The sequence below is a fragment of the Pseudanabaena sp. CCNP1317 genome, from assembly GCF_034931345.1.
Lineage (GTDB): Bacteria > Cyanobacteriota > Cyanobacteriia > Pseudanabaenales > Pseudanabaenaceae > Pseudanabaena > Pseudanabaena galeata.
The window spans coordinates 87,156-113,949 of the sequence record NZ_JAYGIF010000006.1 but is presented as its reverse complement, the minus strand read 5'-3'; the positions used below and the strand labels follow the sequence as shown (position 1 = coordinate 113,949).

The 26,794-nt window shown below is 42.6% G+C and carries 26 protein-coding genes and 1 tRNA gene; 9 read left to right on the top strand and 18 right to left on the bottom strand.

The genetic code is table 11. The features are described 5' to 3' along the window. The 9 genes from VB775_RS03950 to eis form a co-directional block, all read right to left on the bottom strand. Nucleotides 1-695 (bottom strand): tetratricopeptide repeat protein (locus VB775_RS03950; RefSeq protein ID WP_323216648.1); only part of this gene is annotated, 695 nt, incomplete at its 3' end. 458 nt (nucleotides 696-1,153) lie between these two features. Then, a complete protein-coding gene (locus tag VB775_RS03945; protein ID WP_281006350.1) occupies nucleotides 1,154-1,990 on the bottom strand; it encodes an Rpn family recombination-promoting nuclease/putative transposase in 837 nt (278 codons plus the stop codon). A gap of 306 nt (nucleotides 1,991-2,296) precedes the next feature. Beyond that, nucleotides 2,297-3,157: an Rpn family recombination-promoting nuclease/putative transposase gene (locus VB775_RS03940; protein ID WP_281006349.1), complete on the bottom strand. Its 861-nt coding sequence runs from the start codon at nucleotides 3,155-3,157 to the stop codon at nucleotides 2,297-2,299. A gap of 13 nt (nucleotides 3,158-3,170) precedes the next feature. Beyond that, on the bottom strand, nucleotides 3,171-3,839 hold the full coding sequence (locus VB775_RS03935) for a DUF928 domain-containing protein (RefSeq protein ID WP_281006348.1): 669 nt from the start codon (nucleotides 3,837-3,839) through the stop codon (nucleotides 3,171-3,173). Nucleotides 3,840-3,921: 82 nt separating this feature from the next. Further along, nucleotides 3,922-5,904, bottom strand: a complete 1,983-nt coding sequence (locus VB775_RS03930) for a CHASE2 domain-containing protein (protein WP_281006347.1) — start codon at nucleotides 5,902-5,904, stop codon at nucleotides 3,922-3,924. 145 nt (nucleotides 5,905-6,049) lie between these two features. After that, a complete protein-coding gene (locus VB775_RS03925; RefSeq protein WP_323216647.1) occupies nucleotides 6,050-6,667 on the bottom strand; it encodes a DJ-1 family glyoxalase III in 618 nt (205 codons plus the stop codon). Next, nucleotides 6,627-7,412, bottom strand: a complete 786-nt coding sequence (locus VB775_RS03920) for a GGDEF domain-containing protein (protein ID WP_281006345.1) — start codon at nucleotides 7,410-7,412, stop codon at nucleotides 6,627-6,629. Before VB775_RS03920 ends, VB775_RS03925 begins: the two co-directional genes overlap by 41 nt. A gap of 5 nt (nucleotides 7,413-7,417) precedes the next feature. Further along, the gene (locus VB775_RS03915; protein WP_281006344.1) at nucleotides 7,418-7,807 is read right to left on the bottom strand and encodes a Fur family transcriptional regulator; all 390 of its coding nucleotides are present in this window, start codon (nucleotides 7,805-7,807) and stop codon (nucleotides 7,418-7,420) included. A gap of 51 nt (nucleotides 7,808-7,858) precedes the next feature. Next, a complete protein-coding gene (gene eis / locus VB775_RS03910) occupies nucleotides 7,859-9,085 on the bottom strand; it encodes a GNAT family N-acetyltransferase (RefSeq protein ID WP_281006343.1) in 1,227 nt (408 codons plus the stop codon). Between the two features lie 288 nt (nucleotides 9,086-9,373). Here eis and remA point away from each other — a divergent pair, with 288 nt between their 5' ends. From remA to VB775_RS03895, 3 genes are all read left to right on the top strand, one after another. Then, on the top strand, nucleotides 9,374-9,634 hold the full coding sequence (gene remA, locus VB775_RS03905) for an extracellular matrix/biofilm regulator RemA (RefSeq protein WP_009629073.1): 261 nt from the start codon (nucleotides 9,374-9,376) through the stop codon (nucleotides 9,632-9,634). 326 nt (nucleotides 9,635-9,960) lie between these two features. Continuing rightward, nucleotides 9,961-10,581 (top strand): guanylate kinase, encoded by a 621-nt coding sequence (gene gmk / locus VB775_RS03900; RefSeq protein WP_281006342.1) that lies wholly within the window; start codon nucleotides 9,961-9,963, stop codon nucleotides 10,579-10,581. Between the two features lie 187 nt (nucleotides 10,582-10,768). Further along, nucleotides 10,769-12,085: a D-alanyl-D-alanine carboxypeptidase gene (locus VB775_RS03895; RefSeq protein ID WP_281006341.1), complete on the top strand. Its 1,317-nt coding sequence runs from the start codon at nucleotides 10,769-10,771 to the stop codon at nucleotides 12,083-12,085. 350 nt (nucleotides 12,086-12,435) lie between these two features. Here the strand turns inward: VB775_RS03895 and VB775_RS03890 are convergent, their stop codons facing one another. The 4 genes from VB775_RS03890 to VB775_RS03875 form a co-directional block, all read right to left on the bottom strand. Further along, a complete protein-coding gene (locus VB775_RS03890; protein WP_281006340.1) occupies nucleotides 12,436-12,744 on the bottom strand; it encodes a hypothetical protein in 309 nt (102 codons plus the stop codon). Between the two features lie 273 nt (nucleotides 12,745-13,017). Continuing rightward, complete coding sequence (locus VB775_RS03885) at nucleotides 13,018-13,410, bottom strand: type II toxin-antitoxin system VapC family toxin (RefSeq protein WP_281006339.1); 393 nt, start codon at nucleotides 13,408-13,410, stop codon at nucleotides 13,018-13,020. After that, nucleotides 13,394-13,621, bottom strand: a complete 228-nt coding sequence (locus VB775_RS03880; protein WP_281006338.1) for a hypothetical protein — start codon at nucleotides 13,619-13,621, stop codon at nucleotides 13,394-13,396. The genes VB775_RS03885 and VB775_RS03880 overlap by 17 nt, the downstream gene beginning before the upstream one ends. Nucleotides 13,622-13,868: 247 nt before the next feature. Further along, nucleotides 13,869-16,088 (bottom strand): NACHT domain-containing protein, encoded by a 2,220-nt coding sequence (locus VB775_RS03875; RefSeq protein WP_281006337.1) that lies wholly within the window; start codon nucleotides 16,086-16,088, stop codon nucleotides 13,869-13,871. Nucleotides 16,089-16,382: 294 nt separating this feature from the next. Here VB775_RS03875 and VB775_RS03870 point away from each other — a divergent pair, with 294 nt between their 5' ends. Beyond that, a complete protein-coding gene (locus VB775_RS03870; RefSeq protein ID WP_281006336.1) occupies nucleotides 16,383-16,553 on the top strand; it encodes a hypothetical protein in 171 nt (56 codons plus the stop codon). A gap of 89 nt (nucleotides 16,554-16,642) precedes the next feature. On the opposite strand, the gene VB775_RS03865 is transcribed toward VB775_RS03870, so the two are convergent. The 3 genes from VB775_RS03865 to chlP all read right to left on the bottom strand — a co-directional run bounded on the left by VB775_RS03865 (nucleotide 16,643) and on the right by chlP (nucleotide 18,990). Then, nucleotides 16,643-16,777: a hypothetical protein gene (locus VB775_RS03865; RefSeq protein ID WP_323216646.1), complete on the bottom strand. Its 135-nt coding sequence runs from the start codon at nucleotides 16,775-16,777 to the stop codon at nucleotides 16,643-16,645. A 324-nt stretch (nucleotides 16,778-17,101) separates the two neighbouring features. Further along, nucleotides 17,102-17,521, bottom strand: coding sequence for a hypothetical protein (locus tag VB775_RS03860; protein WP_281006334.1), 420 nt, complete (start codon nucleotides 17,519-17,521; stop codon nucleotides 17,102-17,104). 248 nt (nucleotides 17,522-17,769) lie between these two features. Continuing rightward, nucleotides 17,770-18,990, bottom strand: coding sequence for a geranylgeranyl reductase (chlP, locus tag VB775_RS03855; RefSeq protein ID WP_281006333.1), 1,221 nt, complete (start codon nucleotides 18,988-18,990; stop codon nucleotides 17,770-17,772). Between the two features lie 365 nt (nucleotides 18,991-19,355). On the opposite strand from chlP, the gene VB775_RS03850 reads away from it, so the two are divergent. Both VB775_RS03850 and acsF read left to right on the top strand, forming a co-directional pair. Further along, the gene (locus tag VB775_RS03850; RefSeq protein WP_281006332.1) at nucleotides 19,356-21,050 is read left to right on the top strand and encodes an alpha/beta hydrolase; all 1,695 of its coding nucleotides are present in this window, start codon (nucleotides 19,356-19,358) and stop codon (nucleotides 21,048-21,050) included. A 162-nt stretch (nucleotides 21,051-21,212) separates the two neighbouring features. Continuing rightward, a complete protein-coding gene (gene acsF / locus VB775_RS03845) occupies nucleotides 21,213-22,292 on the top strand; it encodes a magnesium-protoporphyrin IX monomethyl ester (oxidative) cyclase (RefSeq protein WP_281006331.1) in 1,080 nt (359 codons plus the stop codon). A 101-nt stretch (nucleotides 22,293-22,393) separates the two neighbouring features. Here the strand turns inward: acsF and VB775_RS03840 are convergent. After that, a tRNA-Lys gene (locus VB775_RS03840) sits at nucleotides 22,394-22,465 on the bottom strand. A 137-nt stretch (nucleotides 22,466-22,602) separates the two neighbouring features. Here VB775_RS03840 and VB775_RS03835 point away from each other — a divergent pair. Genes VB775_RS03835 through VB775_RS03825 form a run of 3 tightly spaced genes read left to right on the top strand, consistent with a single transcriptional unit; the run spans nucleotide 22,603 to nucleotide 24,807 of the window. After that, a complete protein-coding gene (locus VB775_RS03835) occupies nucleotides 22,603-23,274 on the top strand; it encodes a hypothetical protein (protein ID WP_281006330.1) in 672 nt (223 codons plus the stop codon). A 2-nt stretch (nucleotides 23,275-23,276) separates the two neighbouring features. Beyond that, complete coding sequence (locus tag VB775_RS03830; protein ID WP_281006329.1) at nucleotides 23,277-23,633, top strand: protein kinase; 357 nt, start codon at nucleotides 23,277-23,279, stop codon at nucleotides 23,631-23,633. Beyond that, entirely contained in the window at nucleotides 23,596-24,807 is a 1,212-nt protein-coding gene (locus VB775_RS03825; RefSeq protein ID WP_281006328.1) for a protein kinase domain-containing protein, read from the top strand. The genes VB775_RS03830 and VB775_RS03825 overlap by 38 nt, the downstream gene beginning before the upstream one ends. Before the next feature lie 245 nt (nucleotides 24,808-25,052). On the opposite strand, the gene VB775_RS03820 is transcribed toward VB775_RS03825, so the two are convergent. Then, nucleotides 25,053-26,693 carry a ShlB/FhaC/HecB family hemolysin secretion/activation protein gene (locus tag VB775_RS03820; RefSeq protein WP_323216643.1) on the bottom strand — a complete coding sequence of 547 codons (1,641 nt, stop codon included), beginning with the start codon at nucleotides 26,691-26,693 and terminating at the stop codon, nucleotides 25,053-25,055. Nucleotides 26,694-26,794: the final 101 nt, after the last annotated feature.

Sequence of the window (26,794 nt, the reverse complement as noted above, 5' to 3'; positions counted from 1 at the left end):
GAGTAGTTCCCCTGTGACTCATATAAAGCTGCGAGATTATTGAGACTGGAGGCGACATCGGGATGGTCGGCTCCTAATGCTTTTTCTCTAATTGCGAGGGAACGTTTATAAAGTGGTTCGGCGGCTGTGTAGTTCCCCTGTGACCTATACAACAATGCGAGATTATTGAGGCTAGTGGCGACAGAGGGGTGATTGGCTCCTAATGCTTTTTCCCAAATTGCGAGGGAACGTTTATAAAGTGGTTCGGCGGCCGAGTAGTTCCCCTGTGACTCATATAAAGCTGCGAGATTATTGAGACTGGAGGCGACATCGGGATGGTCGGCTCCTAATGCTTTTTCTCTAATTGCGAGGGAACGTTTATAAAGTGGTTCGGCGGCTGGGTAGTTTCTCTGTGAATAATATAAACCTGCGAGATTATTGAGGCTAGTGGCGACAATGGGATGGTCGCCGCCTAATGCTTTTTCAAAGATCGTTAGAATCTTTTGTGCTAGTGGAATGGCATCTTGGTATTTTCCCTCATTGCGGAGTTGAAACATCTGTTGAATTAGTTTCTCAAGTTCTTTCACCTCTGCTGCCTGCTCCGAAGCAGCAGAATTTGATTGACTAAAACTCGGCGCAACCAAATGAACACCAAACATTCCCAACATCAAAATCAATCCAAACCGACTCACCGCCACACCAACTTTACGCATCATTTCATCATCTCCATTGATTGAACGTTAATTCGATTTAAAGGTACAGATTAAGATCCCCGACTTTTTTTGTGAACTGGCAAATTGTCATTGCTTGCTTAGAAAAAGTCGGGGATCTGGGCATTTACAAATTTTTTAGGCTGACCAATCTAAACAGATCCCCGACTTTTTTTGTGAACTTGCAAATCCCTATTGATAGCAAAGAAAAAGTCGGGGATCTTAGCCTCTACACAGATGATCCCTTCAGGGGCAAAGCATTCCCACAGAAATCTATAATTTTTCAGGCAATTCCAATTTGGGAATGCTTTGCCCTAACCTCACAACGCAGAGACAAATTATCGGTAAAAGCACAAAGGGTTTAGCATTTGCATTTCAAGATTGTGGTGGGGAGTATAAAAATATTGGCGCAAATGCTAAACCCCTACAAATTTGTGTTTATAGGGGCGCAATAATTTATGACATCAACGCGGCGATAATCGCTTTGGTGACTTTGAGGCTTTTGGCGGCTTAGTGCTAGTTTTTTGCAACTTTTGGACTTGCTTGAGACTTAATCCAGTAATTTGCACAACCAAATCTACAGCTATATTAGAGCGCAACATATTTAAGGCAAGCTGCTTAGTAGTTTCAGCCTTACCTTTAGCTTCGCCTTCAGCGATGCCTTCAGCCATACCTTCCCGCAGGATTGCTTGATAAATAACTGATTCTTTCATGATTTCGCTCCTTAGTAATCTTTGGATGATTTCTTGGCTCAGGGCTATGCCTGATATTATAGCGGTCGATGCAGCTACGTTACTTTGCACCTGTTTATCGGTAATATTTTCGATTTGCTTGGCAACTTGTCTTAACGTTTCTTCAGGGTTATCGGTTTGTGACAGCGTTGCAAAAGGTAATAGCCCTCGATATTTTTGAAATATTTCCGTAGGCTGTTCCCAGAGTCTAATCACATTAAATTTATGATTTAGCTCCCCAGCATTGAAAGTATTTTCATATACGAAGGGCGATTGGCTGGGAGTGAGGTAAATGACTACTTGATATATCTCTGTGTCTGCAAATTGCCGATACAGCCGCAATCGATAATCTGCCATACGGAAAGGAATGTTTTTATTCGCCTCGGTCTGAAACTCGATGTGGAGAATGATTTTTGATGACTGGAGGAATATTACCGAGTCAGCGCGAATTGGCTCAACTGAGAGTTCAGAGGGTTTGAGTGTAGTCAGGGCGATCGCTTCCCCTAAAAGCCAACTGGCAAAATCGGTGGGGAAGGTTTCGGCTAAGAACTTACAGATATTGTCGATCATGTTACAAACTCAACCTCCCGACCCACAGAGCGATCGCGCTAAAATAATTTGCGTCATATTAACTCTTCAAAATACACAGATCGTCCTTGTAGGGGCAAAGCATTCCCACAGAAATCTATAATTTTTCAGGCAATTCCAATTTGGGAATGCTTTGCCCTAACCTCACAACGCAGGGACAAGCGATCGGTGAAAGCATAGAGGGTTTAGCATTTGCGTTTCAAGATTGTGGTGGGGAGTATAAAAATATTGGCGCAAATGCTAAACCCCTACAAATTTGTGTTTATAGGGGCGCAATAATTTATGACATTAACGCGGCGATAATCGCTTTGGTGACTTTGAGGCTTTTGGCGGTTTAGTGCTAGTTTTTTGCAACTTTTGCACTTGCTTTAGACTTAATCCAGTAATTTGCACAACCAAATCTATAGCAATATTAGACTTCAGCATATTTAAAGCAAGTTGATTAGTAGTTTCAGCAATGCCTTTAGCCTTACCTTCTGCGATGCCTTCAGCAATACCTTCAGCAATACCTTCAGCCTTGCCTTCCCGCAAAATTGCTTGATAGATAACTGATTCTTTCATGATTTCGCTCCTTAGTAATCTTTGGATGATTTCTTGGTTCAGGGCTATGCCTGATATTATAGCGGTCGATGCAGCTACGTTACTTTGCACCCGCTTATCGGCAATATTTTCGATTTGCTTGGCAACTTGTCTTAACGTTTCTTCAGGGTTGTCCGTTTGTGACAGCGTTGCAAATGGTAATAATCCTCGATATTTTTGAAATATCTCCGTGGGCTGTTCCCAGAGTCTAATCACATTAAATTTATGATTTAGCTCCCCAGCATTAAACGTATTTTCATATACGAAGGGCGATTGGCTGGGAGTGAGGTAAATGACGACTTGATATATCTCTGTGTCTGCAAATTGCCGATACAGCCGCAGTCGATAATCTGCCATACGGAAAGGAATATTTTTATTTGCCTCTGTCTGAAACTCAATGTGGAGAATAATTTTTGATGACTGGAGGAATATTACCGAGTCAGCGCGAATCGGCTCAATCGAGAGTTCAGAGGGTTTGAGGGTGGTCAGGGCGATCGCTTCCCCTAAAAGCCAACTGGCAAAATCAGTGGGGAAGGTTTCGGCTAAGAACTTACAGATATTGTCGATCATGATTATTATGACTTCATTTAATCGCTGGCAATTCCTTCAAGTCTCCGAACTTGTAGCGCATTAACCACGACTCCCATTCAGACTGAATTAGGCGATCCTTGGGGTTACTTCGGCGCAACAAATCTAAGACCATCAAAGCATCATATTCAAACGCTCGATAGCGCTCCCACAAAGCTAATTGCGATTGAGACTTCGCTTCAACCAGCGCCACCCTTTGCAAATCACCCACCACAAAATCATCAAAGTGGCGATTTACAGGATCGCAAATGATACTGAATTCCCACTTGTAACTTTTCTCCGTAGAAAGCTCTTTGATGATAGGTGCATTTGGTAATGCCACGCGCAAAATCCCTGCCTGACCTGACAAACTAAAAGTCTGGCGATAAATTGACTTGCTACGATCGCGAATGGAAAACTGCACCTGACGCGCTGTTGTGGTTGGCACAAGAAACAAAAATGTCGGATAGACAGCCATAGTGATCGCTTTCTTGGACAAAGGCGACAACAACTCAGGCACAAACGTAGAACAATTACCGCCGCCGCGTATGGTCGGATCAGTTGGTGGCGGTGGATCGTAAGTGGGGATAGTTTGTGCTGTGATTGACTGGCTTGGCATTGCCGCGATCGCACAAGCCATCAATACCATTGTCCTAAGAAACCTAGTCTGACTAAGAATTTTCATGAATTTATGGGGTGTAATCCAGCACAAACAAGCGATGTAATTTACAAGATTTTACGATGAAATACAATTTTCGCCACAACCCCTATCTGTGACCAATTACGCGATACACCTCCACTGACTGCGCCCTTCCCTTTAAAAATATTGCTCCCCAACTTTCTACCTCATAAAGATTCTCCAAATAATCCAGCGTCTCCTGCGCGATTAAAATGCGACAGTCTTCATCTTGACGTTCCTTCTCACAGGACTCCAACCGTGACGCAATATTCACCGTATCGCCAATTACCCCATATTCCAAACGACTCTTACCACCCAGACTTCCCACCATCACCGCCCCCGTAAAAATGCCCACCCGCATCTCAATTTTGGGTAATCCTCTCTGCTCAAAATTCTGATTTAATGACCTTAGCGCCGATCGCATTGCCAAGGCACAAGCCACCGATCGCCTCGCATCCGTGGCAATCTCCGCCTGTTGCTGAAGGGCGATCGGCACACCAAACACCGCCATCACACTATCGCCAATAAACTTATTCACCACGCCCTGATGCGACTGCACCACATCCGCCATTACCGTCAGATATTCATTGAGCCAACCCATCACCCGTTCTGGGGATTCTCCTTCCACAATCGTACTGAAACTCTTAATGTCCGTAAATAGAACTGTTGCGGTCACATTTTGCCAAGGTAATCGACCAGACTGCAACAGGCGATCGCGTCCTTCCCAAAGGGCATTGGCAATCTCTGGTGAAGTCTGTTGCCCCAATAGCCGCATCATCATCTGTTGCTGTTGTTGAAGCTGAGATTGGCGATCAATCAATGTGGTAATACTCGCTAATCCAAGAGCCAATGCAGGCGCTACCACAGGAATCCAACCCTGTTGCAGAAATAGAATATAGCTAAATCCTAACAAGATTACTAGAAATAGAAGTTCGCTGAGGATTAAAATAAGCGGTTTGCGAATGTTCCAAGTTAAGCTAATCCCTGCGATCGCCCAAATTAAAATCCATAAAAGCTCTTGCCACTCTGCCCAAAACCAAAACAGGCGATCGCCATCTAGCACTGCACCAAGCAACTGACTGGTAATGTGAGCTTGAATTTCCACTCCTGCCATTCTCACAGTTCCCTTAGCTGTCGAACTATAAGGCGTTAAAAAGACATCCTTGAGGCTGGGCGCACTTACACCAATCAGCACAATTTTCCCTTTAATCAAATCAGGATTTACTTCCTTTTGCAGAACTTGAGAGAGAGTCACTCGCTGCAATGATTGGGAAGAACCACGATAGTTAATCAGAATCTGATAGCCGCCACTATTAATCGTTTGGTAAGCTCCAGAATCTGACTTGAGAAGCGGAAATGTCACTTCTCCTAATTGATATTCTTTTTGGGAATTAAAAGATGGCTTGAGATTTTGACAAACTAAATCTTGGCGCTGGGGGCGATCGCGGGGACAGTCTGCTCGCAAATAAGCATTGAGCAGTTGAATCGATAAAGAAGCGCGATTGGTAAATAGCAATACACGCCGCATAAATCCATCAGGGTCGGCAGGTAGATCGACTAAGCCGACCTGTTCTTTGGGTAACTCAACGGGTGGATCGATGCGCTCATTCTGATTGTTGCCACTGCTAACTGCGGCAATCACATTGGGGCGACGCAATTGAGCTATTAGTTCGCTACGTTCTGGCTCAATGGGAATATTGCGCTGAAGATTTAGATCGACAGCGATCGCGGCGGGTTGATGTCGATTTAGCTCTGATAAAGTCTGTGCGACAAGGCGATCGGTTAATGGCCATTTGTATTGTTTGATGTCGCTTTCGGTGATCGTGACCAGTAACAATCTCGGATCGGCTACTTTGTCTGGACGCGATCGCATCATTTGGTCAAAAACCAGTAGCTCCAATTGTTGCAGTCCCCCAAGTTGCCTGACTCCATAGAGCATCCCCAAAATAATTGCGCTGCTGACAAATGCCGACCGAAATCTCGACAATTTTAATCCTGTCAACTTCGGCAATTGATTCGGCATTTGGTATTTGGGAAATAGAGATTTAAGCCCTTGAAACTTCTTTAGCATTAGTACCGATAAAAGTCTTAATTTCAATTAGAGTCAGGATTAGTTAAGCCTAACTCTAATAGCTTTATCAGATCTATAGCGATCGCCATAATGCTTAGGACAAATTAAACCTACAGAAGCTGAAACCCTGAAAACCTATTGATTACTAAACGATCATGTCTGTGGCAAGTTGATTAGCGATCGCCTCACCTTGCAAAATCTCAACTAACTTCAGCGCAAAAGCCATTGCTGTCCCCGCACCCCGACTGGTCACCACATTGCCATCAACGACCACAGGAATTGTCAAATATTCCGCAACTTGCATCTCATCTTTGACCGATGGATAGGATGTGGCGCGTTTATCTTTGAGTAATCCTGCGGCGGACAGAACAGTGGGCGCAGCGCAGATAGCGGCGACTAATTTATTGGCAGCAGCATAGTCGATTAATATTTTGGCAATGCGTGGATCTTCTCTCAGCCGAAACGTTCCTGCACCACCAGCGAGGACGATCGCATCAAATTGACTCGCATCGACTTGCTCTAGAAGTGTATCGGCAATGATGGCGATCGCATGAGCACCCATCACCGTTGTCGTTACTAAGCCAGCCGTAACTACCTCAATCTCCCCACGACGCAATACATCGATAACCGTAACCGCTTCGATTTCTTCAAAGCCTTCAAAAAGGGGGATAAGTACTCTGATCATGATATTTATTGATTTTATGATTTGCTTAGAGATGCTACTAGTCTGAGTCTTCTGCGATCGCACATTGATTACGACCATTATGCTTAGCCTTATACAATCCTCGATCTGCGTAGGATAGTAAGTTCATGCACCTTAGATCTGGCGGTGTAAAAAGGCTAATACCTATACTAATCGTGACTCTAATCAGTGTTCCATCAGTTGATTCAATAAGCTGCCCAGCCACATTCTCACGAATACGCTCAGCAATATCATAGGCTTCTAGCAAGGTCGTGTTTGGCAAAAGTACCACAAATTCCTCACCACCGAAACGGGCTATTACATCATAGGGGCGCAGGGTAGATTTACATTTTTGAGCAATCTCTTGGAGAACGATATCGCCAGTTGCATGTCCATAACAATCATTAATCGACTTAAAATTATCAGCATCAATCATCATCAACGACATTGGCTCATTTGAGCGCAAGGCTCTTGTTGATTCAATTTCCAGACAATCCATAATATAGCGACGACTATGTACCTTCGTTAAGGGATCGCAGTTAACCATTTCTCTAAGTTGTTTTTGTAGATCCTCAAGCTCAAATAACAGTTTTACAACAAAGTTACTTGCTAATGGCGCAACAACTGCGGGAACAATGACAGCAACCTGCAATGATCTGAATAGTACATCCAGTCCCTCCCACCACAACAGTGTCATCATTCCGAAAGTGATCACTACCGACAACACAATGGAAAACAAAGTGATGGCTAATACTGCGCGAAAATGTCCCAGCCCTAATATGACTTTTTGCCAACTATTTCCACTTTGAATCTTTTTGTGAGACATAACATCTAATCTGTTCCCTGTTGACATTCACTACATAACCCAAAAAATTCAAGGGTGTGATAGTAGATTTGAAAAGTATGCTTTTTGGCGAGTTGATTACCCAGATCGTGGATGGGGCAACAGTCAATGGGTAAAGACTTACCACAATTGAGACAATTGAGATGGTGCTTGTCGGCGGGAGTAACACTGTAAACAGTTTCGCCATTGGGTAAGGTCAGCGCCTTGATTAAGCCTTGTAGTTTAAGTGTATCTAGGGATCGATAAACCGTAGCAAGACCCATACTGTTTTCACTATTACGTAACTCCGAATGAATATCCTGCGCGGATATGGCGCGATCGCGATGTTGGAGGAGATGTAGCACTCGTTCTTGGCTGCGAGTGAGTTTTTCTTTCATGCTTTTGCTGTTTACCCAAGCAAATATCCTTAGATATTTGCTTGGGTATGGTTAGAACTTAAAAGGATTATAAATCAGACATGGTGTAAAGCATTTTTCTAATCGCTCGCAGGTTTCTGGTGTGATTTGCGTAATCCATTGTTTATGTACAAGTTCACCGATCGCCTGAGTACCATAAATCAAAGCGGAAATACCTGCGATCGTTGCTTGAAAATCGATCGCCAGATTCGCCATATCACCATTGCCATAGCGTTTAACGGTAAGCTGACCGCGATCGCCATTCACTCCAAAAACACCATCATTCCAATTGCAATAGGGATCGCTGAGGGCAAAGGTAAATGGCTCGCAGGTAATCGGTAAACCATGCAGAGCGCCAACAATATCGATCGCTCTCACCATCCAAGGATCGGTCATAGTTGACTCTAACCGTCCTGCATTGCTGAGCCATGTATGCAGATTTGCACCTAATGGCAATGGCATTTTCAAGCTATGAATCTGATCGCGATGACTAGCAAAGAAGTTTAATAGGCGATCGCGTGATTCGATATCTGTCCAAAATATTGACGAAATTTCAATCTGGCGATCGCGCATTGGCAAATTGCCACTGCTATCGATCGCATAGAGCGCTATGGCTACGGGTTGGCGATCGCGTTTGATTACTACACAGAGTTTCTGGCGATGTAAATGCCACCATTGATCGTAGGTAAAATTGGTAATCGCCAGACCATGACTATGGGGTAGAAGTGTTTGCGATCGCAGATTTTCGTAGAGAAAATTTGACAAAATATCCTTTGCTTCTGTAGCGGCAAGGCGATCGCAGGTTAGGTTAGCGGCATTCGACAGTTTCAAATATTTCGATAAAGACGCAACAGGAATATTTACTTCGTTGATGGCATTGGCGATCGCATAGCCCAGTGATTCATAAAAACTTTCTTTAAAGGGCGTAAGCATACTTACGCAGATCCCTTGCATCCGCATTTCTAAAAAGGCACTTTTGATCAGAGCCTTGACACAGCCTTGATTGCGATATTCAGGATATGTCCATACACCACCGATGCCGCCCATCGCCTTGAGACTGCCGCGCACCGACTGCTGAAAGCTAAAACATTGCAACGCCGCCACAATTTTGCCATCAATTTCCGCCGCTAAGACCTCTTCAGGATTGATCGCCGTCAAATGCGATCGGGGCAAATCTTGATTAGTCCAGCGTGAATAGGCATACAAATCCCCCTTGAGAATTTCCAGACGCTCATGGTTATTAATTTTACGGATTTTCATACTGAGCTAACTAACGGCATACTCTGTAAACTGACGCATAAGACACATATTTATGAATTAAAAACCAAACTCAATAAGGGTTTTCAAAACACAAAATGGCTATTCCATTTTGTGTTTTGGGATAAAACATGAAAGTAAGAAGCTTATAAGTATATCTGCTTAATTAAGATAAATTTCATCATACATGACAAAATATATCGGATCTAATTGATTTTTCTTGGATAATGCGATAATACTTTCAAAAATGAAGCTACACCACCTCTAAATCGATTTTAGATCGATAAAATTATGGACATTAAGCTCATCAACATCGGCTTTGGTAATATTGTTTCGGCAAACCGAGTTGTAGCGATCGTTAGCCCTGAATCTGCTCCTATCAAGCGTATCATTAGTGATGCCCGTGAGCATGGTAAGTTAGTTGATGCTACCTATGGTAGACGCACAAGAGCGGTAATTGTCACCGACTCTAGCCATGTAGTTCTATCTGCAATTCAACCTGAAACCGTCGCTAATCGTTTTGTCATCAGTAAAGAAGGCGCTACAGATTAAACCAACTTACATCAATTATCGATCCAACGAACCACAAGAGAATTTTTGAAAGTGTTGCGAAGCAACACTTTCAAAAATTCTCTTGGTTTGGGTTTGAGCGCAAAGCGTTATAAAAATCTTTGCTTTGCAGGGATTTTTACATATAACTAATGTTACGTGGAAGGAATTCCTTAGATAGCGGAAGTCTAGGGCTGGCACGGGGGCATAGCCCCTACGAAATATTAATTATTCAGGTAGGGGCAATCCCCCCGTGGTTGCCCTGCTTAGCTGGCGGCAGCAGATTCATCATCTGAGTTCCACGTAACATCAGATATAATGTGAATTTGATGAAAGCGCCAATTACTATTAACTCTATCTCTAGAGAGAACTACGAAACGTTGAGCGAAGATAACTTAAGCGTAGGCAAATTAATTGTTGTTACGGGACCAAGTGGTGTCGGTAAAGGCACTCTCTTACAGAAACTCCTTGAACGCTATCCCGATCGCATTCTCTTTTCAATATCAGCAACTACTCGATCGCCCCGTACTGGTGAAGAGCATGGTCGCGAATATTTCTTTTGGGATCGGGCTGAATTTGAACAGAAGCGCGATACAGGTGAATTTCTAGAATGGGCTGAATATGCGGGAAATCTCTATGGCACGCCACGCAAACCGATTGATCAGGCGATCGCCTTAGGGCAAATCGTTCTGTTGGAAATCGAACTGGAAGGAGCGCGACAAGTAGCGCAATCTTTCCCCAGTGCCAAACGAATTTTCATTGCCCCACCTTCGATGGAAGTACTAGAAAATCGTTTGCGCGATCGCAGTACTGATAGTGATGAACAGATTATCAAACGCTTGCGCCATGCCAAGTTAGAAGTCGCCGCAGCCCATGAGTTTGATATCACAATTATCAATGACGATCTAGAAATTGCTTTACAGCAACTCGAAAGCGCCATGTTTGACTAAATTCCCCAAAATCGATTTTTGAAAACCCACCGAAGGTGGGTTTTCAAAAATCGATTTATTGTTTCTAGCGCCAAAGGCGCTGGAAACAATAAATCGATTTTTATAATGAGAATTGCTGCACTAGAATGATTGTGCTTATATTGGCAAAGCCAACATAAGCACAATCATTCTAATTGCGGGTTTCTTTATGACTACGTGGAGTCTCGTTGGTGCTTTGCTGTTATCGGTTTCAACCCAAGTTCTCGATGGTCGTGAAGTTGCCGCCGTACCCAGATCGGTGATGAGCTATGCCACTCGTCCAGTCCTAGCCTCTGAAGAGATTGCCAATAATCAGTCCGATCCCGTTGCGAAGCAAGCGATCGCGACAATGCTCAACGATCTCAAACAAGCAGGGCTAACTAATCCCGATCAAGGCGTTTGGATTCAGTCCCATGATGGGGCGATCGCCTCAGGTCGTTTATCGAGCCGCCCATTGCCCTCAGCGTCGCTCACCAAAAATGCCACGACCTTGGCAGCATTGCAAACTTGGGGATCAAACCATCGGTTTATTACGAATATCAGTATTACAGGTCAACTGACAGGTGATACCCTCAGAGGCGATCTGATAGTTGAAGGCAGTGGCGATCCATTGTTTGTTTGGGAAGAGGCGATCGCCCTTGGCAATAAACTTAATCAATTAGGCATTAAACGCATTCAGGGCAATCTGATTATTACAGGTCGATTTTCGATGAATTTCGAGCCTGACCGACAAGAATCGGCAAACTTTCTCCGTCTCGCCTTTGATAGTAGCCGATGGCAGGGTGAAGTTGCCAAGCAATATGCGACGATGCCCGTGGGAACGCCCAAACCACAGCTAGTGATTTTGGGGAATGTGCGGATTGTGCCAAATCTTGCTGTAGATAATGTTTCTACCCGCAAATTGCTGATCCGTCATGCGTCTTTACCCCTTTGGCAAATCCTGAAGCGGATGAATACCTTTAGCAATAATGAGATGTCAGAAACCCTTGCCGTCCAAATGGGAGGAGGGAGACAAGTTGCGGCGATCGCAGCTAATGCGACAGGGATTCCCATTTCCGAAATCAGATTAATTAATGGCTCAGGCTTAGGACAGGGCAACCAAATTTCCCCTCGTGCGTCCGTGGCGATCTTGATGGCAATTCATAACCGCGCTCAAGTTGAGGGGTTAACCCTTGCCGATCTTTTCCCAGTCAGTGATTGTGATTGCGGTACGATCGAGGGACGGAGAATGCCAAAAGGCTCGATTGTCAAAACGGGGACGCTTTCTGATGTCAGCAGCTTGGCAGGGATCGTCCAAACTCAAGCCCATGGTGCAATTTGGTTTGCGATCGTCAATCGTGGTGAAGGGGATATTGATGCTTTTCACCGATCTCAGGATCGCGTATTACAGGCTTTAGTTGCTAAATGGGGTTTACCCAAATTACCAACTGCTAGTTTTGCGGAAACACCTTGGCAAGATAGCGATCGCAACGAGATCGTGAAATAAAGCATTTAGCCGCAATTTATAGCAATGTAAATTTTGCTTAGGACATAAAACCAAAAAGATGAGTGGCGGCGCTTCGCGCCGCCACTCATCTTTTTGGTTTTGATTTTTCCTAGATATCTTTTGCGTTGCGATAGAAAGTAAAACTATGACTCAAACCACTCCTAAAGGCATTTGGATTCTAGAGTTATGGCTTCGCGTTTAGATGTTGCCTGTTGGATTAGCTGAGAAAGCTCTTGATTATCGAGAACAGTTGCTTCTAGCATGGTTTTTACCTTTTGAGGATAATCACAATTTTATTTTACCTGCGATCGCCTATCAGAATATCTACAAGGACTAAGTCTTGAAAATATCTAAATACTGCCATTTTGACTGATGTTTTGTAAGCTTAGGAGAATCTGTAAGTCTTGAGTAATATTTTCTAAACAGCGATATTCGCCAAACCATTCAATATATTCTAAGTCTTTACCTTCTAGCTTCTCTGCTGTCCAAGAGGTGATAAATTCACTGGAGGAGATTTGATATTTCTGCTCGAATGTTTTTAATTTTTGTTCTATCTGTTTTTTACCTTGTTCCATTCGCAGGATTTCGGCACGGATTGTTTTTTGGAGAATCACAATTGCGCGATCGGGGTATTCGGTAAGGATTTTTAACTCGTTCATGGTCAAGTAGAGATAAGGGTTTGCTGCTATTTTAGCTTACGATTTTTGGGGATGATGAAAAATTTTGGGGTAACTTTAGTCTTTTTAGATCGTGTTAGATCGCTATGAATATGTGCAACACCCCATAATTTACCTCCAATTTTTCCATTTATCTTTTTCCTTGATAAGCGCCAGAGGAGGAGTGCGACTAGGTACGCGAGAAATAAGGGGAAGGTAATTAATTGATTATCGCTTATGGCGATCGCCTATCAGCACAGCTACAGTGCGATCGCTTCAAAGGATTCGGAATCCTGCTTGGGCAAAATGTTGATCGAAGGTGAGAACTTCTTGAATATGACGATCTTGCATGACGATAAATGAGACGCAATCTACTAAACCCCATTCTTTATCTGGGCGGGTTTTGTATAGCTCAAAGGCACGGTCAAATATTTCAGGGGTGAGGCGGATAACTTCAACATCTTCTGAATCAAGAAATTGTTCGATTACTTCAATTGCTTCATTTTTGTATCTACGGGCTAGAGAGTTGGCAATTTCGAGAAGGACTGCATCGGTGATGGCTACAGGTTGCTCAATATAGCGATCGCTTAAATCTAGGGCTTGGGTGTGATATTGATCGCGTTCGTTGATGAGGGCAATGATGAAAGAAGTATCAATGAATATTGTCAAGGTTCTTTTCTCCATTCATGTACTGGTCAATGTTCGCGGCAAAGTCAACTGGGGCTTGAATTTTGATGCGTTTGAGTTTGTTTAAGATGCCTGTTTTGGGTTTGGCTGTGGATTTGGCGATCGCAAGTTGTTTGACGAATTGGTATAGCTCATCAAGGTTGTCTTCTTCGATTTTGTTAATTTCGGCGTAGATTAGTTCTTTAAGAGTCATGGTGATTTACCCTCAACTGAATTACTTGCTTCAGTTTAATATTATGCAAAACGGGCTTAGTCCCGTCTATTTTATCTCATTTATCTAGGAAATTTCTTAACAGATTTGATGTAGGTCATCAGAGATCGCATATCACCACATCAACAGCGCGATCGCTCAAACAAAGTCTTCTATCCAGAGTGTTTTGTTAAAAAGCTAAGAAAACTATTGAATTACTGATAATTGCTGTAAGTTGCATTGAAGAGATCTATAGCTCAGCGTTAGGTATCGACGAGATTGGCAGTAAGAGAGTCGATTCGATTTCTTCTCGGATTTGTTCGCTTATGTTGCTACGGTTCATGCACTCGACAAGGAGGAGATTGGCTTCGTAATATTGATTAAGAAGTTTTATTTGCTCTTTAGTAAATTGCCAATCATGACCGATATTGCGGTGATCGATACATACTTGACGCAATTCTTTTGTCCATTGTTCGTAATTTGTTTTCCACCAATTACAAAACTGTCTGAAGTCTTCATCAGGGTGAGGACTATCATTTTTTAGTACTTGTTGCAACACATGATCGCTAAGTTCATAGGCATAATCTATAGTCTTAGTCAAAGAGAAATCATCAGATCTATATTCAATGTAGTCTGGAAATTGAGAAAGATTAAGAACGTGAGCAAGAGCGTAGTCTAGTTCAAGAGAATTATCGAGATTACCTTTAGATGAGGAATTATCAAGTCCAAACATTAAGGCAATTAGTGACGTTTTCTGAGTGCTGCGACGAATAACTCTGAAGGCAACACTAGAGTAAAATGCTCGTACAGCAACATTGTTATACTTGCATTGTACAGAGTTTGTTTTTTGCTCCACCCAAGTCAAAAAAGCCTGTAAATTTCCATCATATATCAATGTATTATCAATACACTGCTTCATTATCTTCACAAAGATATCTGAATCATCCGAGCGCCTCAACATTTCCGCAGTCAGATAAAAAACTTCTTTCCATCTTGGATTAGAAATATTCTGCATCAACGTTTCAAAATGCCTTTCTCTTTCAATTTCTCGCGCCGTAAAGTATTCCTGAAAAGTAAGATGAGAAAAAGAATAAATATTTTTTGCTCGTTCCACTAACAAGCCATGATGATACTCGATCGTCTTTAGCATATCTTCACTATCATCCGAATTAGATAAGTTGCAAATACATTCAATTTGTCTTTGTAAATCCTCTTTTTGAAAGACATACTCATCATTCTCAAATCCTCTCAAAGCAATCTGACCTAGCATATCCTGTTTGCTTTGGAGGGAAAGATTCTGATAAATGTGATCTCGTTCAACTTTACGCTTAGCTCCCCACTTTTTCATCAGTACCTCTAATCCTTCCTTATAGAGATCTGACCGTTTTGCAGGTAAATCGTTACAATTTTCAAATAAAAAGCATATCAGCGTCAGTAATAGAGGCATTTTTGCCAATTCTTTTACGGATTGATTATTATTTAGCTTTTCTAACAAAATTTTTACATTTGTTTGATCTTTTCCCGCAAACCATTTATTTATAAATATCTCAATCTGCTTATCATCAAAATCAGCAACCTCCACATCGGTAAACCTCTTAAATGCCTCACCTTCTGCGGCAATCCGACAGGTGATTGCAAACCGATTTTTGAGCCGACGTATCGAAAAGGTTTCAATATCTTGCCTCACTCGGTCATCATGCTCATCCTTAACTTCATCCAAACCATCCAACAAGATTAAAGCTTTCCCATTGTCTAGCAAGAGTTCTGCTTCTTCCTTTGTAACTTTGAGATGGTGTAATTCATCTAAAATATATTCCTCTAATGATGGAGAACCCTTAGTTTTGGAATAAGTCTTAAGAGTTATAAAAATTGGTACAAGTTCACTATGAAACTTTCCATTGAGGCAAGATATCGCTAAATATTTCAAAAATGTAGTTTTCCCCGATCCCGGTTTTCCTAACACCATCAGCTTTCTATGGGTTTCAACAGCCTCTAATCCAGCAATACGCTCCTTGATTTTTCCCATCATCCAGCGATCAAAATCTTCTTTGTTATTTGGTAAAACTTCGTTAGGCTTTACACGATTTTTGCTAGAAACCTTTTCAAGAATGTTCACATCGGTGTAAATCTGATCGAGATCGACAGATTGCGTCATGTCTAACACGCGCATCGTCCCACATCGCTCTATCAAAACATCTGCGATTTTTTGCCTTACATGTTTGACTATCGATGCAAGATCATCAGTAACAACATCATCTCCTCGTATATCTCGCCAATCCAATTCGAGAAATCTGCACAACTCCTCAAAATTTGTCCGATCAATTGGTTTTCCTCCCAGCAAATTTGTAATGACCGATCTTTTAAACGCCTTAAGTGAATCAACAAGAGCCGTTTGAGTCCAACCGCCTTGCTTCATTGCTTTTCTAATCTGTTTAATACCCTCATCAGAAGCCCTTAGCGATCTTGACATTACTAAACCTCAACCATCTAAAAACTATTTTGGCATTTTTCAAAGTCACGCAAAAATTTGACTACGAAAAACAAAAATTAGGTAAGCACAGGCAATCTCTAAAAGCTCAGATCCCCGACTTTTTCTACGCTATCAATGGGAATCTGCGGGTTTAAATAAAAAGTCGGGGATCTTAATCTCTGCTTTTTTAAGTTTATTTTTCGATACAAACTCACGCAAGTCAGACAAATCATGCAAAGTCATTCAAGCAGCCATATTTCATAGTGATTGCATTGTTAATTCGGAGCAAACATTATGTCAGTTCAACAACAAGTCACGACTCAAGCGATCGCCCAAACCAATAACAACCCACAAGCAAGCAGCAATCCTGCCTTTGTGAACGATCCGACATTCTGGATTATTGTTGCGCTAGCTTTTCTATTTCGCGTCATTTTAAGCGATCGCCCATCTTCAAACAAAAAGTAAAAACGCTAATATTGCTAAGTTGCTGCTTTTGAATAATCTTAAAATGCAACAACTTAGCGATACACATCCCGACGATAACCAACTTTTTTCTAACTAAGCCCTAACTCCCTTTTAACCTCAGCCAAAGGGATAAATCCATCTTCCTGTAAAGCCATTTCGGCATCGGCAACATCTTCAGCATCTTCTATCTCCTCCAAAACCAGCCAATCTCGTCTCAACGTCAAGACCTTGAGAATATAATTCGAAAAGACACATTAAGCCTTGAAGCTTCTATAGATAGCTCATGCTCTAATGGACTTGGCAAATCTAGCTTGATATTCATAGGTAAAAATCTAGCAGTTAGTTAAGCCTCAGAATAACCTAAAATCTCTCTGAATTTCAAACCACCAATCTGAATGCAGTAGGTGACGCAACAGCGATCGCAATTATGTAAGCTAGCCCCATATTTACATCTCACGATTTAACCTGATTTTCTCATGATTATGGCTAATCAATTAAGCCGAAAGCCGATAATATAACCTGTCTGCTAGGTGTGGAAATATAGACAGTCATTCTGGATGGGAGCTACTAGTCTTTGAGGATTTTATAGAAGCGTAAGCTCTCACCTTCATCATTGTCATGAGAGTATCAAGTTGTTCGTAAAGATTTAGTTCTGCTACTTCTGACGAAATAAGGTTTAGATCACGATTTTTTTGAAGTAATTCGCGCAACCGCTCTTGCGATCGCTCAGAAACTTTGAAGTTAGCAATCTGTTCTGATGTAGGGCGATTGACTAAAAAATCAATAATCTCCAAATAAGTTGGTAATTCTGTGGGTGAGGGAGTACTAGATACATCAAGTATTTCTGTAGACTTTTCGAGGAGTGATGATGTATTGACTAGATTAGCGAAAATTTCTGAGATTTGATTTTTGTATGGGGCTAGCCTTTGGGCTAATTCGTCGGGAATTTCAATGGTTAGCTGAGCCATTTTTTTGTGATATTTTGAAGTGCTCTTTTTAAATTCTAACTAATGTTACGTGGAACTCAGATGATGAATCTCTTGTTGCTAGCACGACAGGGCAACCACGGGGGGATTGCCCCTACTCCAATAATTTAGATTTTTGTAGGGGCTGTGCCCCCGTGCCAGCCCTAGACTTAGATGATCGTAGGAATTCTATCCACGTAACATCAGTTCTAACAAGAAAAAAAAGGAGCGCGTTACGCGCTCCTTTTTGATTAAGGTGCTAGAGCATTGCCTCTCAGCAAACTACCGATTGTCTTAGCAGTAATCTTCAACTGAGTGAAAGGATTAGCAGGCACAACGGTTTTGTAGAGATAGCTGTCAAAGGTGAGCTTCTGTACATCCTTATCGGCGCACATTTCCACAAAGGCTTCGCGAGTGGCGTTGGTGGCGTAAAACACATTCTGGAGAATGTCGAGAACCTTGTAGGTCAAGCCATACTGCTTATCCCAACGCTTGATGTAAACCTTGAGATCAGCTTCAGTGGGGATGCGTTTACCTGCTTCCGCAAACTCCACGATCGCTTCGGCACACATGCGACCAGACTTCGCAGCAAAGTAAATACCTTCGCCACTAGACTTAGTGACATAGCCCGCCGCATCACCAACTAGGGCAATCCGACCAACAACACGGCGAGGTCTTGGATGCTCAGGAATTGGGTGAGCTTCCACCTTAATCACTTCGCCACCTTCGATTCTGGGCAACGCACGGGCGCGGATGCCTGCTTGGAGCTTCTTGATCAAGCGTTGGTTTTTGTGCATCGTGCCAGTACCAACGGCAACGTGATCGTATTTAGGGAATACCCATGCGTAGAAGTCGGGCGAAACATCATCGCCAACATACATCTCAGCTAAATCTTTGTAATACTCCATTTTTTCTGGAGAAATGCGAATGCGCTCTTGGAAGGCGATCGCATAGTTATAGTCGCCAGCATCCATTGCTTTGGCAACAACTGAGTTAGCACCGTCAGCACCGACAATCAGATCGACCTCAAGAGTACGCATGATCCCTTCGTTGCCACCTTCAGCAAAGTCTGAATAGCTAAGAACATAAGGCTTCTTGCCATTTTCAGTGATCTTAATGTCAAGAATGCGACCATTGATCAAATTTGCACCAAGCTTGGCAGCGCGTTCCCGTAAAAACGCATCTAAAACTTCGCGGCGACACATACCGATATATTCATCGGGATTGTCTAATTTAATGTCTACTTCCACATTGCTGGGAGAGATCATTTTCATGTTGCGGACGCGGCGATCGATAATTTCGTCAGGCAAATCAAATTCAGAAACCATACATAGAGGAATTGCTCCACCGCAGGGTTTGGCGTTGTCCAGTTTACGCTCAAATATATAGGTCTCAATTCCTGCTTTGGCAAGTGTTTCAGCCGCACATGAACCCGCAGGCCCGCCGCCTACAACAGCAACTCGTAATGTCAAAATACGCTCCTAAAGCTTTATTTAATCGGGGTTTAACTATTTTGGATGTTAGCATTGCCACTAGAGTGATTGGGGCAAAATTGATGAATATTAACATTTGTATTGTTTTATGTATCGTGAAGGTTTTATTTAGGGACTAAAACCCAAAAGTTAAGTGGCGGCGCAAAGCGCCGCCACTTAACTTTTGGGTTTTAATTTGACGTGAATTTGATATAGCCATTTGCGCCGCGCGAAGCGCGGCGCAAATGGCGCAAAATGGTAAAAATCGCTCTGCGATTTTTACCATTTTGCGCGTTCGTCGAATTGAAGTTAATTAGTGAATGTTGTGTTAGCTTCTAGGGGAGATCTCCCAGATAAAGCTACATATGATGAAATATCTCACAGCCTCGATCGCCAATATTTCACGCCGATTGATTACCCGATCTGCCACTTTGATATTTTTGCTGAGTGCAATTAGTGGAGTAGCGATCGCTCAGCCTAGTGAAGCTGCTGAAACTGTCAATTTCCGATTTAATATTTTTGAAGTTTCGGTATCTGTGGATGACTTGGAAGAGTTTTCTAAAACGGGTGAATTGCGTGGCGCACTTGATATGGCTTCGCGATATATTTCTGCAACAGATATGGCAACCTTTCGGCGCATTTTGACAGAGCGAGCCGATGTTCCGATAACTTTACTATCAAGATTTCTCTACACATCTCAAGGAGAAAGATCGTTAGATATCTTAGGTGAGTTTATTAAAACTGGCCCGATGCTATCGGGTAATCGCGCTATCCGTGCGGCGGCTGTTTTGGCAACAGCCGACAAAGAGAACGGTTTAACTTTGCTTAATTTCCTCCGCAAATTCCCCACATCAGATATTTATTTCGATATTCAAGAAGGTTTGCAAACCGTTGGCGAGTTGAGCGACCTACTGCAAGATACGCAAAAAGTTGTGCAGATGGTCAACGATGAGGCTATTAAACAAGCTGGGCAATCAGGAGCAACACCAACGCCTTCACCAATAGAGTTAGCTGATTTGCGAAATAAAGGTGGATTGACATGGGAGCGCTATAGTCTCAAAGCGCCAGCCATAGATAATCGGTATGAAATTCCCTTTTATTTGTTTATCCCAAAGGTTGCCAATGCTAAATCTGCGCCCATCCCTGCGATCGTCATCTATCCAGGACTGATCTCTAATCGCGAACCATTGCTCTATCTTGCCGAACACTTAGCATCCTATGGGTTTGCAGTAGTGCTGACCGTTTCCCCCAATAGCAGCGAGGAGCAGTTAGATAAATTGATTATTGGGGCTGCTAGCGAGATTGCCCCACCAGAAAGCTTCATTGAGCGCCCCAATGATATTACGGCGGTGCTGAATTATCTAGAGAAGTCACCACAGACAGGTAATCCTAATAGCGCCAATATCAACTGGCAAAATGTGGGTATGGTTGGACATTCTTTTGGGGGATATGCGGCGCTGGCGCTAGTCAGTGATGCTCAGATCCAGTTTGCGGATTTGACAGAAGCCTGTCAAGGTAAATATAAGTGGAATGCCTCACTGTTATTGCAATGCGTAGCACTAGGCTTGCCAAACCAAACCTACAAATTAGGTGATGCGCGTATAAAATCAGCGATCGCGGTTAATCCTGTAACTAGTCATGTTTTGGGTAAGCCTGCATTGAGCAAAATTACTGCACCGATCACGATCGTTGGCAGTTCTGATGACACCTTTGCGCCTGCGGTCTCTGAGCAGATTGTGCCATTTACATGGTTGACTTCACCAAATCGCTACTTGATATTGCTCAATCGAGCAGGGCATACTGCGGTGACGGCTATTACCTCTAGCGATCGCATCAGTCCTGAAGTAAGTAGCGTTTTGGCTGGTTCCAGTGCGATCGCCTCGCAAGAGTATCTCAAGCTGCTGAGTGTGGCTTTTTTCAAAACCCATCTGCTTCAAGAATCTGATTATGCCGAATACCTAACTACCGCATATTTTGCGAATATTTCCACGCCATCGGCTCAGGTGAGTCTGTTGCGATCGCTAAGTATGGAGCAAATTGATGCGGCGATCGCGAATTAAGCAATTTTTTAACAAAAATTGCTTAACGCTTCTTAACAAGCAAACCTTATTTCTAGATATAACTACCCATAAACTAGACAGTAGTCGTAAAATAGGCAGTCAGATAGGTATTTAAACTGCAATTTATCCCCACCTTTATTCAGTATTTAAGAAACAGAGAATATGGTAGCTACCCCTTCTAAACCCGATGTAAGCCAGTCAAACCAACAAAAGGTTAACGGGACTGGCCGACGCGAATCGATCCTGACCCCACGCTTCTACACTACTGACTTTGAAGCGATGGCAAATATGGATATCTTCGATCTAACGCCAGATTATGAAGCTATTCTCGAAGAGTTTAAATTTGACTATAACCGTCGTCACTTTGTCCGCACTGCTGACTTTAACCAAGATTGGAATCATATCGATCCCAAAGTGAGAGAGCATTTCCGTGTGTTTCTTGAAGGCTCTTGCACCTCTGAGTTTTCAGGATTTTTGCTGTACAAGGAAATTGCTGTCAAAATTAAAGACAAGAATCCTCTGATGGCAGAAATTTTTAGCCTGATGAGCCGTGATGAGGCGCGTCACGCTGGCTTCTTGAATAAGGCAATGCCAGACTTTGATCTGCAACTTGATCTTTCGACCCTATCCAAAACCAAGAAATACGTTTACTTCGCACCGAAGTTTATCTTCTACGCCACCTATCTCTCGGAAAAGATTGGCTACTGGCGCTATATCAAGATTCACCAACATTTCCTTGCTCATCCCGAATATCGCATCTACCCGATTTTCAATTTCTTTGAAAACTGGTGCCAAGATGAGAGCCGCCACGGTGATTTCTGTAGCTTGCTTCTTCGCAGTGAGCAAAATAATATCAAGGGTATCAGAGCTAACCTTTGGAGTAAGTTCTTCTTGCTCTCAGTATTTGCCACCATGTATCTAAATGATATTTGTGTGCGTAACGAGTTCTACGAATCCATCGGCATGGATACTAGAAAGTATGTCGATGAAGTTCTTCGTGAAACCAATCGTGATGCTGCGAAGGCTTTCCCTGTGATTATGGATTTAGAAAATCCTAAGTTCTGGGCTTGTCTGAAGAAGTGCGAAGAGAACAATGCCAAGCTAGTAAAGATCGACGAATCTAATGCTCCTGAATGGATGAAGAAGATTCAGAAACTTCCTTATCTTGCTAATAATGGTTTGCAGTTCCTGACCATGTATTTACAACCTTCTATTCCTGCTCCTAAGGGCGTAGTTCTCTAATCACCAAAAGAGGAAGAGCGATCGCATTGCGATCACTCTTGTCTTTTAACAAAAGAGAGATGCAACGCGAAGCGTTGCATCTCTCTTTTGTATTTTGATAATGGGTGACCTGGGATTTGAACCCAGGGCCAGCGGATTAAGAGTCCGATGCGCTACCACTGCGCCAGTCACCCTAAATTTGCTCGTTTGTTCAAAGAGCGATTTCCATATTAGCAAATGTTTGCACCAATGTATAACAAAATTTGAAATAAAAATTTACTGCTAATTTTGATTGTAATTCTCCAAAGCTATACTAAGTAACTATAAAAACGTGTTTAAAGTAATGCAAAAATATACGGTGTCTGTTAGAGGTCGTGGTAACGCTAGTAGTGAGCCAAGAAAATTTTATTTTATGTCTGATGTTCTACCTGACGACAGTCCAGATGAATCCAAACAACAAATTTCTGCTATTTCTAAGAAAGAATTTTCTGGCAAAACTGAACCCTTAATTCCTGACTCTCAGACATCTAATCTAATTAAGTGGTTTGCAGATGAGCAAAAACTTTCTGAACCAGATGCAGTCAAAAGAGCAGTATCAGTAGCTGCGTACATTCATGATGTTATCGCTAATAAAGGGGGGAAGGTCTTCATCCAACTTAAAGATGGCTCATATCTTCATGAAGTCAAGGAAGCTAAAGATAAGAATTCTGTTGTTCCTCTTGATTTGCATAAGACGGCGATGCAAGCAGCACGAGAGAAAACTCGCACAAATTTGGCTACTTTTTTAACTTACACACTTGGTGGAACCATTGCAACTAGCTTTATCCTCATTATTATTTTAGTAGGAATGTCTGGACTTATTGTTGATGAAAAGAAGAATAGTTCATTTGACAAAACTAGTGCTTTAGCCAAGGATTTAATTACATTCATCTTGACCGCTCAGACTGGCTTAATTGGTACAGCCCTTGGTTTTTACTTCAGCTCAAAAGAGAACTCAGATTAATCGTGATAAACACCATACTTAGAGGACATTACAAAATTATTAGTCACCTTGGTGGTGGTGGCTTCGGTCAGACATATCTGGCTGAAGATATTGATTTGCCAACGCATCCCACTTGCGTGGTGAAGCAGCTTAAGCCTTTATCCCATGAGCCTTTTGTGTTGGAAACTGCTAAGCGTCTCTTCGATCAAGAAGCCGAGATGCTTTATTCTCTGGGTTCACACGATCGCATTCCGCGTTTACTTGCCCACTTTCAGGAAGGCGAAGAATTTTATTTAGTCCAAGAATTTGCTGACGGCAAAGATCTCACGCAGGAGATTGGTAATGGCAAGCGATCGCCTGAAGCTGTGGCGATCGCCTGAAGCTGTGGCGATCGCCTTGCTCAAAGAGGTTTTAGAAATACTGGTATATGTGCATGAGCGCAATGTTGTCCATCGTGATATCAAGCCAGCCAACTTAATTCGCCGTAACAGCGATCGCAAAATTGTTTTGATCGACTTTGGAGCAGTTAAAGAAATTGGTAGTTTGGCAGTTGATCCGCAAGGTAATACAAATCTGACGATCGCGATCGGTTCCCCTGGATATATGCCCATCGAGCAACTTAATGGCAAGCCGCGTTTTAGTAGTGACATTTATGCGGTGGGGATGATGGCAATCCAAGCAATTACGGGCGCAGAGCCATGCCTATTCGCTGAGCATCCTGAAACTGCGGAACTGGTTTGGCGCGATCGCTTACAGGGTAATTACTCACCGCAATTTCTAGATATTCTCGACAAAATGGTGCGTTACGATTTCCGTCAACGTTATCAGACTGCTTCAGAAGTGTTAGCGGCGATCGCCTCTCTGCCCAATGTTACTGAGCATGATTTGCCTACCGTCGTGAGTGCCAGCAATATGACCAACAACGCCGCAACTATCATCACGTCGTCGCAGGTTGCTACGCAAGCAGCAGGTTCTCAAGGCGATTCTTCCTATAGAAACCCTCACACTGTCGCCTTCCAAGAGTCCTCGTCGCGCAAACCATTTCCTATTTGGGTTTGGGTCACTGGAGGCGTTGCTTTGCTGCTAGTAGTGATCATGGCAATCATCAGCAAAACTGCAAAAAATGCACCTGAAGTTGTTAATAATCCCGTAGTTTCCAACTTACCGAGTCCAACGGCGATCGCGCCAACTCCTCCTACACCATCATCGACAGTAACCCCAACGGCGATCGCCTCGACACCTCCTACACCATCATCGACTACAACCCCAACGCCTTTATCCGTTAAAGAGTTACTTGCCCAAGCCTTGATCCTTAATCGCAATAACAAACCTCAGCAAGCTCTGGCAAAAGTAGAAGAAGCGATCAAAATCGATCCTAATAGTGCTGATGCATGGGGAGCAAAGGGATTATTACTGAGAAGTATGGGGCGTGAGAATGAGGCGATCGCAGCTTTTTCTAAAGCGTTGGAACTCAGACCTGACGAACGCTTAATCCCGCCCTCGAAACGCGAACTTCCTTCAAAAAAAGGTGGTAAGAAAAAAGATGATGATTGATGAGCCTAAACAATTTAAGCAAGCTTAATCCTCCTGTCGATGGTTATAGGATTTGATAAAGTTTACAAGCAGTGACTATATTTACTGATGTTACGGGCAATGAATTCGTTCCATAGCATAAGTTTGGGGCTTGCCCTGTGGCGCAGCCCGTAAAGCAATCTAAATTTTGGGGTAGGGTCAGTCCCCCTTTGGTTGCCCTGCTTTACTGCTCTTTAAAAATGGCGACAAGAAAAAATAGTCAAGCTCTAAAATTTATAGTTAAAACTAAAGTTAATTCCTTTGTCTTGGAGATTATTACCGCGATCATCAATAGATGTGATGGGAATCGCATAATCAAGTCTCATGTTTAAATTTTTGAGTGGCTCCCAAATAATTCCCGTACCAAAGCTCATCAAGAAGTTTTTCCCTGATAAAAAATTAGGATTGTCGTCTCGATTCCAGACAGAACCCATGTTAAAGAATGGAGCAATCTGAAAAATTGATTGACCTGCGCCATTTCGTTGCAAAGTGATCCGATTTTCTGCCGAAAAACGAAGTCCATTATCGCCAGATCTTGCACTTTGGCGGTAGCCTCTTAAAGTTTGTCCGCCGCCAACGATAAATTGCTCTGAGGGTAAGAGGCTATCGGGTGTTACTTGGAGGTCAGCTTGCAAAATCAAGAGGTTATCGTCATTTATCCTTTGCCAGCGTTGACCTTGGAAATTCCAATTTAAAAAACGGCTATCAGGGATCGGGGACTGATTGATTGTAGAGTTTACTAATCCTGTTCCTAATTTAAAAACTGATTGAAAGAACCAAGCTCCTTGTTCGTCGCGTTTGAGGTAGTCCTGTCCAAAGCTGAATACGCTGGTGCGGGTAATGCCATTAACATCTGCCCCAAATCCAAAGGGAGTAGCGAGATTGTTAAATAGAAATGTTTGTCCATCTTTGGCGGTAAATCCAAAAGAGAGCGCAAACTCTTCAACGAATGAACGAATGAAGGGCTGGCGATATTGAATTTCGTAGAGTTGTGATTTGGCGGCAATGCCAAAGCGATCAAATGGAGCCTCTGTAATTGTGCTGCGAGTAAGTGCAGTTCGTAAATTTAGTGAGCCATTCATCGGGTTTAGCGGGGTTGTGTAGCTAAAGTCATAGACATTAGAGCCGCCTGTAAAGGAGCGATTGTAATTGAAACTAAGCCGATCGCCCATTCCTGTAAGATTTTGATGACTAGCATTTACGCCTATCTGCTCGCCGCCCACACTGGGTGGTGAGTAATTATTAATAGAAGTACTAATACTTAATGGATTTGCTTCTTTTACTAGGACAAAGAGATTGGAATTTCTTGGAAAAGCTGGTTTATGTTGACATGGCTCATCTAGAGCAGAGGGTTCTAGTGTAAATTCCACATTCTCAAATTGAGGATCGTTTTTTAATAGTCGTAACTGATCTTCTAGTCGATTAACGCTAAGGGGAATGGTATTTGGAATTTGAATGCGATCAAGAATATAGTTTATATTTAATCGTGTTGTTGGTTGTGATTTGTTGGGAAAAATATTACATAAACCACCTTCTAATATGTTGATCTTCACAATTCTATGGAGATGATCAGTTTTATTTGACGCAAGTTCTACTCTAGAGGTTATATACCCTTTATTGATATAGAGTTCATAAATTAGCTGTTCGAGAATAGCTTCTATCTTTTTTACTGTCATGTCATCTTTCCATCGAATCGCTCTTCTATACGGTTCCCAATCTTCATCTGTATAGATTCGACTTTCGCTGAATATGACATCAGTAATTGTAAAAGTATCTTCTGCTGGTTGTTGGCTAGTTGGTGCAGATTGCGCGATCGCATTTGAGTTAATTGCGATATTGGTTACCCCATAGCAAAAAATCGTGATCACGAATACAGGAATCTTTGATATGTAGTTAGATATAAGCTTTGTGAACAACATAGACAGACGTTAGCCCCTAGATAAATGCTTTTTACTGACTTAAACTGACA

Excerpts from the sequence above, each read along its gene's own strand:
- VB775_RS03945 (WP_281006350.1), bottom strand. The coding sequence starts at position 1,990 with ATGATCGACAATATCTGTAAGTTCTTAGCCGAAACCTTCCCCACCGAT.
- VB775_RS03940 (WP_281006349.1), bottom strand. The coding sequence starts at position 3,157 with ATGATCGACAATATCTGTAAGTTCTTAGCCGAAACCTTCCCCACTGAT.
- VB775_RS03935 (WP_281006348.1), bottom strand. The coding sequence starts at position 3,839 with ATGAAAATTCTTAGTCAGACTAGGTTTCTTAGGACAATGGTATTGATG.
- VB775_RS03930 (WP_281006347.1), bottom strand. The coding sequence starts at position 5,904 with ATGCTAAAGAAGTTTCAAGGGCTTAAATCTCTATTTCCCAAATACCAA.
- VB775_RS03925 (WP_323216647.1), bottom strand. The coding sequence starts at position 6,667 with ATGGTCGTAATCAATGTGCGATCGCAGAAGACTCAGACTAGTAGCATC.
- VB775_RS03920 (WP_281006345.1), bottom strand. The coding sequence starts at position 7,412 with ATGTCTCACAAAAAGATTCAAAGTGGAAATAGTTGGCAAAAAGTCATA.
- VB775_RS03915 (WP_281006344.1), bottom strand. The coding sequence starts at position 7,807 with ATGAAAGAAAAACTCACTCGCAGCCAAGAACGAGTGCTACATCTCCTC.
- eis (WP_281006343.1), bottom strand. The coding sequence starts at position 9,085 with ATGAAAATCCGTAAAATTAATAACCATGAGCGTCTGGAAATTCTCAAG.
- remA (WP_009629073.1), top strand. The coding sequence starts at position 9,374 with ATGGACATTAAGCTCATCAACATCGGCTTTGGTAATATTGTTTCGGCA.
- gmk (WP_281006342.1), top strand. The coding sequence starts at position 9,961 with ATGAAAGCGCCAATTACTATTAACTCTATCTCTAGAGAGAACTACGAA.
- VB775_RS03895 (WP_281006341.1), top strand. The coding sequence starts at position 10,769 with ATGACTACGTGGAGTCTCGTTGGTGCTTTGCTGTTATCGGTTTCAACC.
- VB775_RS03890 (WP_281006340.1), bottom strand. The coding sequence starts at position 12,744 with ATGAACGAGTTAAAAATCCTTACCGAATACCCCGATCGCGCAATTGTG.
- VB775_RS03880 (WP_281006338.1), bottom strand. The coding sequence starts at position 13,621 with ATGACTCTTAAAGAACTAATCTACGCCGAAATTAACAAAATCGAAGAA.
- VB775_RS03875 (WP_281006337.1), bottom strand. The coding sequence starts at position 16,088 with ATGTCAAGATCGCTAAGGGCTTCTGATGAGGGTATTAAACAGATTAGA.
- VB775_RS03870 (WP_281006336.1), top strand. The coding sequence starts at position 16,383 with ATGTCAGTTCAACAACAAGTCACGACTCAAGCGATCGCCCAAACCAAT.
- VB775_RS03860 (WP_281006334.1), bottom strand. The coding sequence starts at position 17,521 with ATGGCTCAGCTAACCATTGAAATTCCCGACGAATTAGCCCAAAGGCTA.
- VB775_RS03850 (WP_281006332.1), top strand. The coding sequence starts at position 19,356 with ATGATGAAATATCTCACAGCCTCGATCGCCAATATTTCACGCCGATTG.
- acsF (WP_281006331.1), top strand. The coding sequence starts at position 21,213 with ATGGTAGCTACCCCTTCTAAACCCGATGTAAGCCAGTCAAACCAACAA.
- VB775_RS03825 (WP_281006328.1), top strand. The coding sequence starts at position 23,596 with ATGGCAAGCGATCGCCTGAAGCTGTGGCGATCGCCTGAAGCTGTGGCG.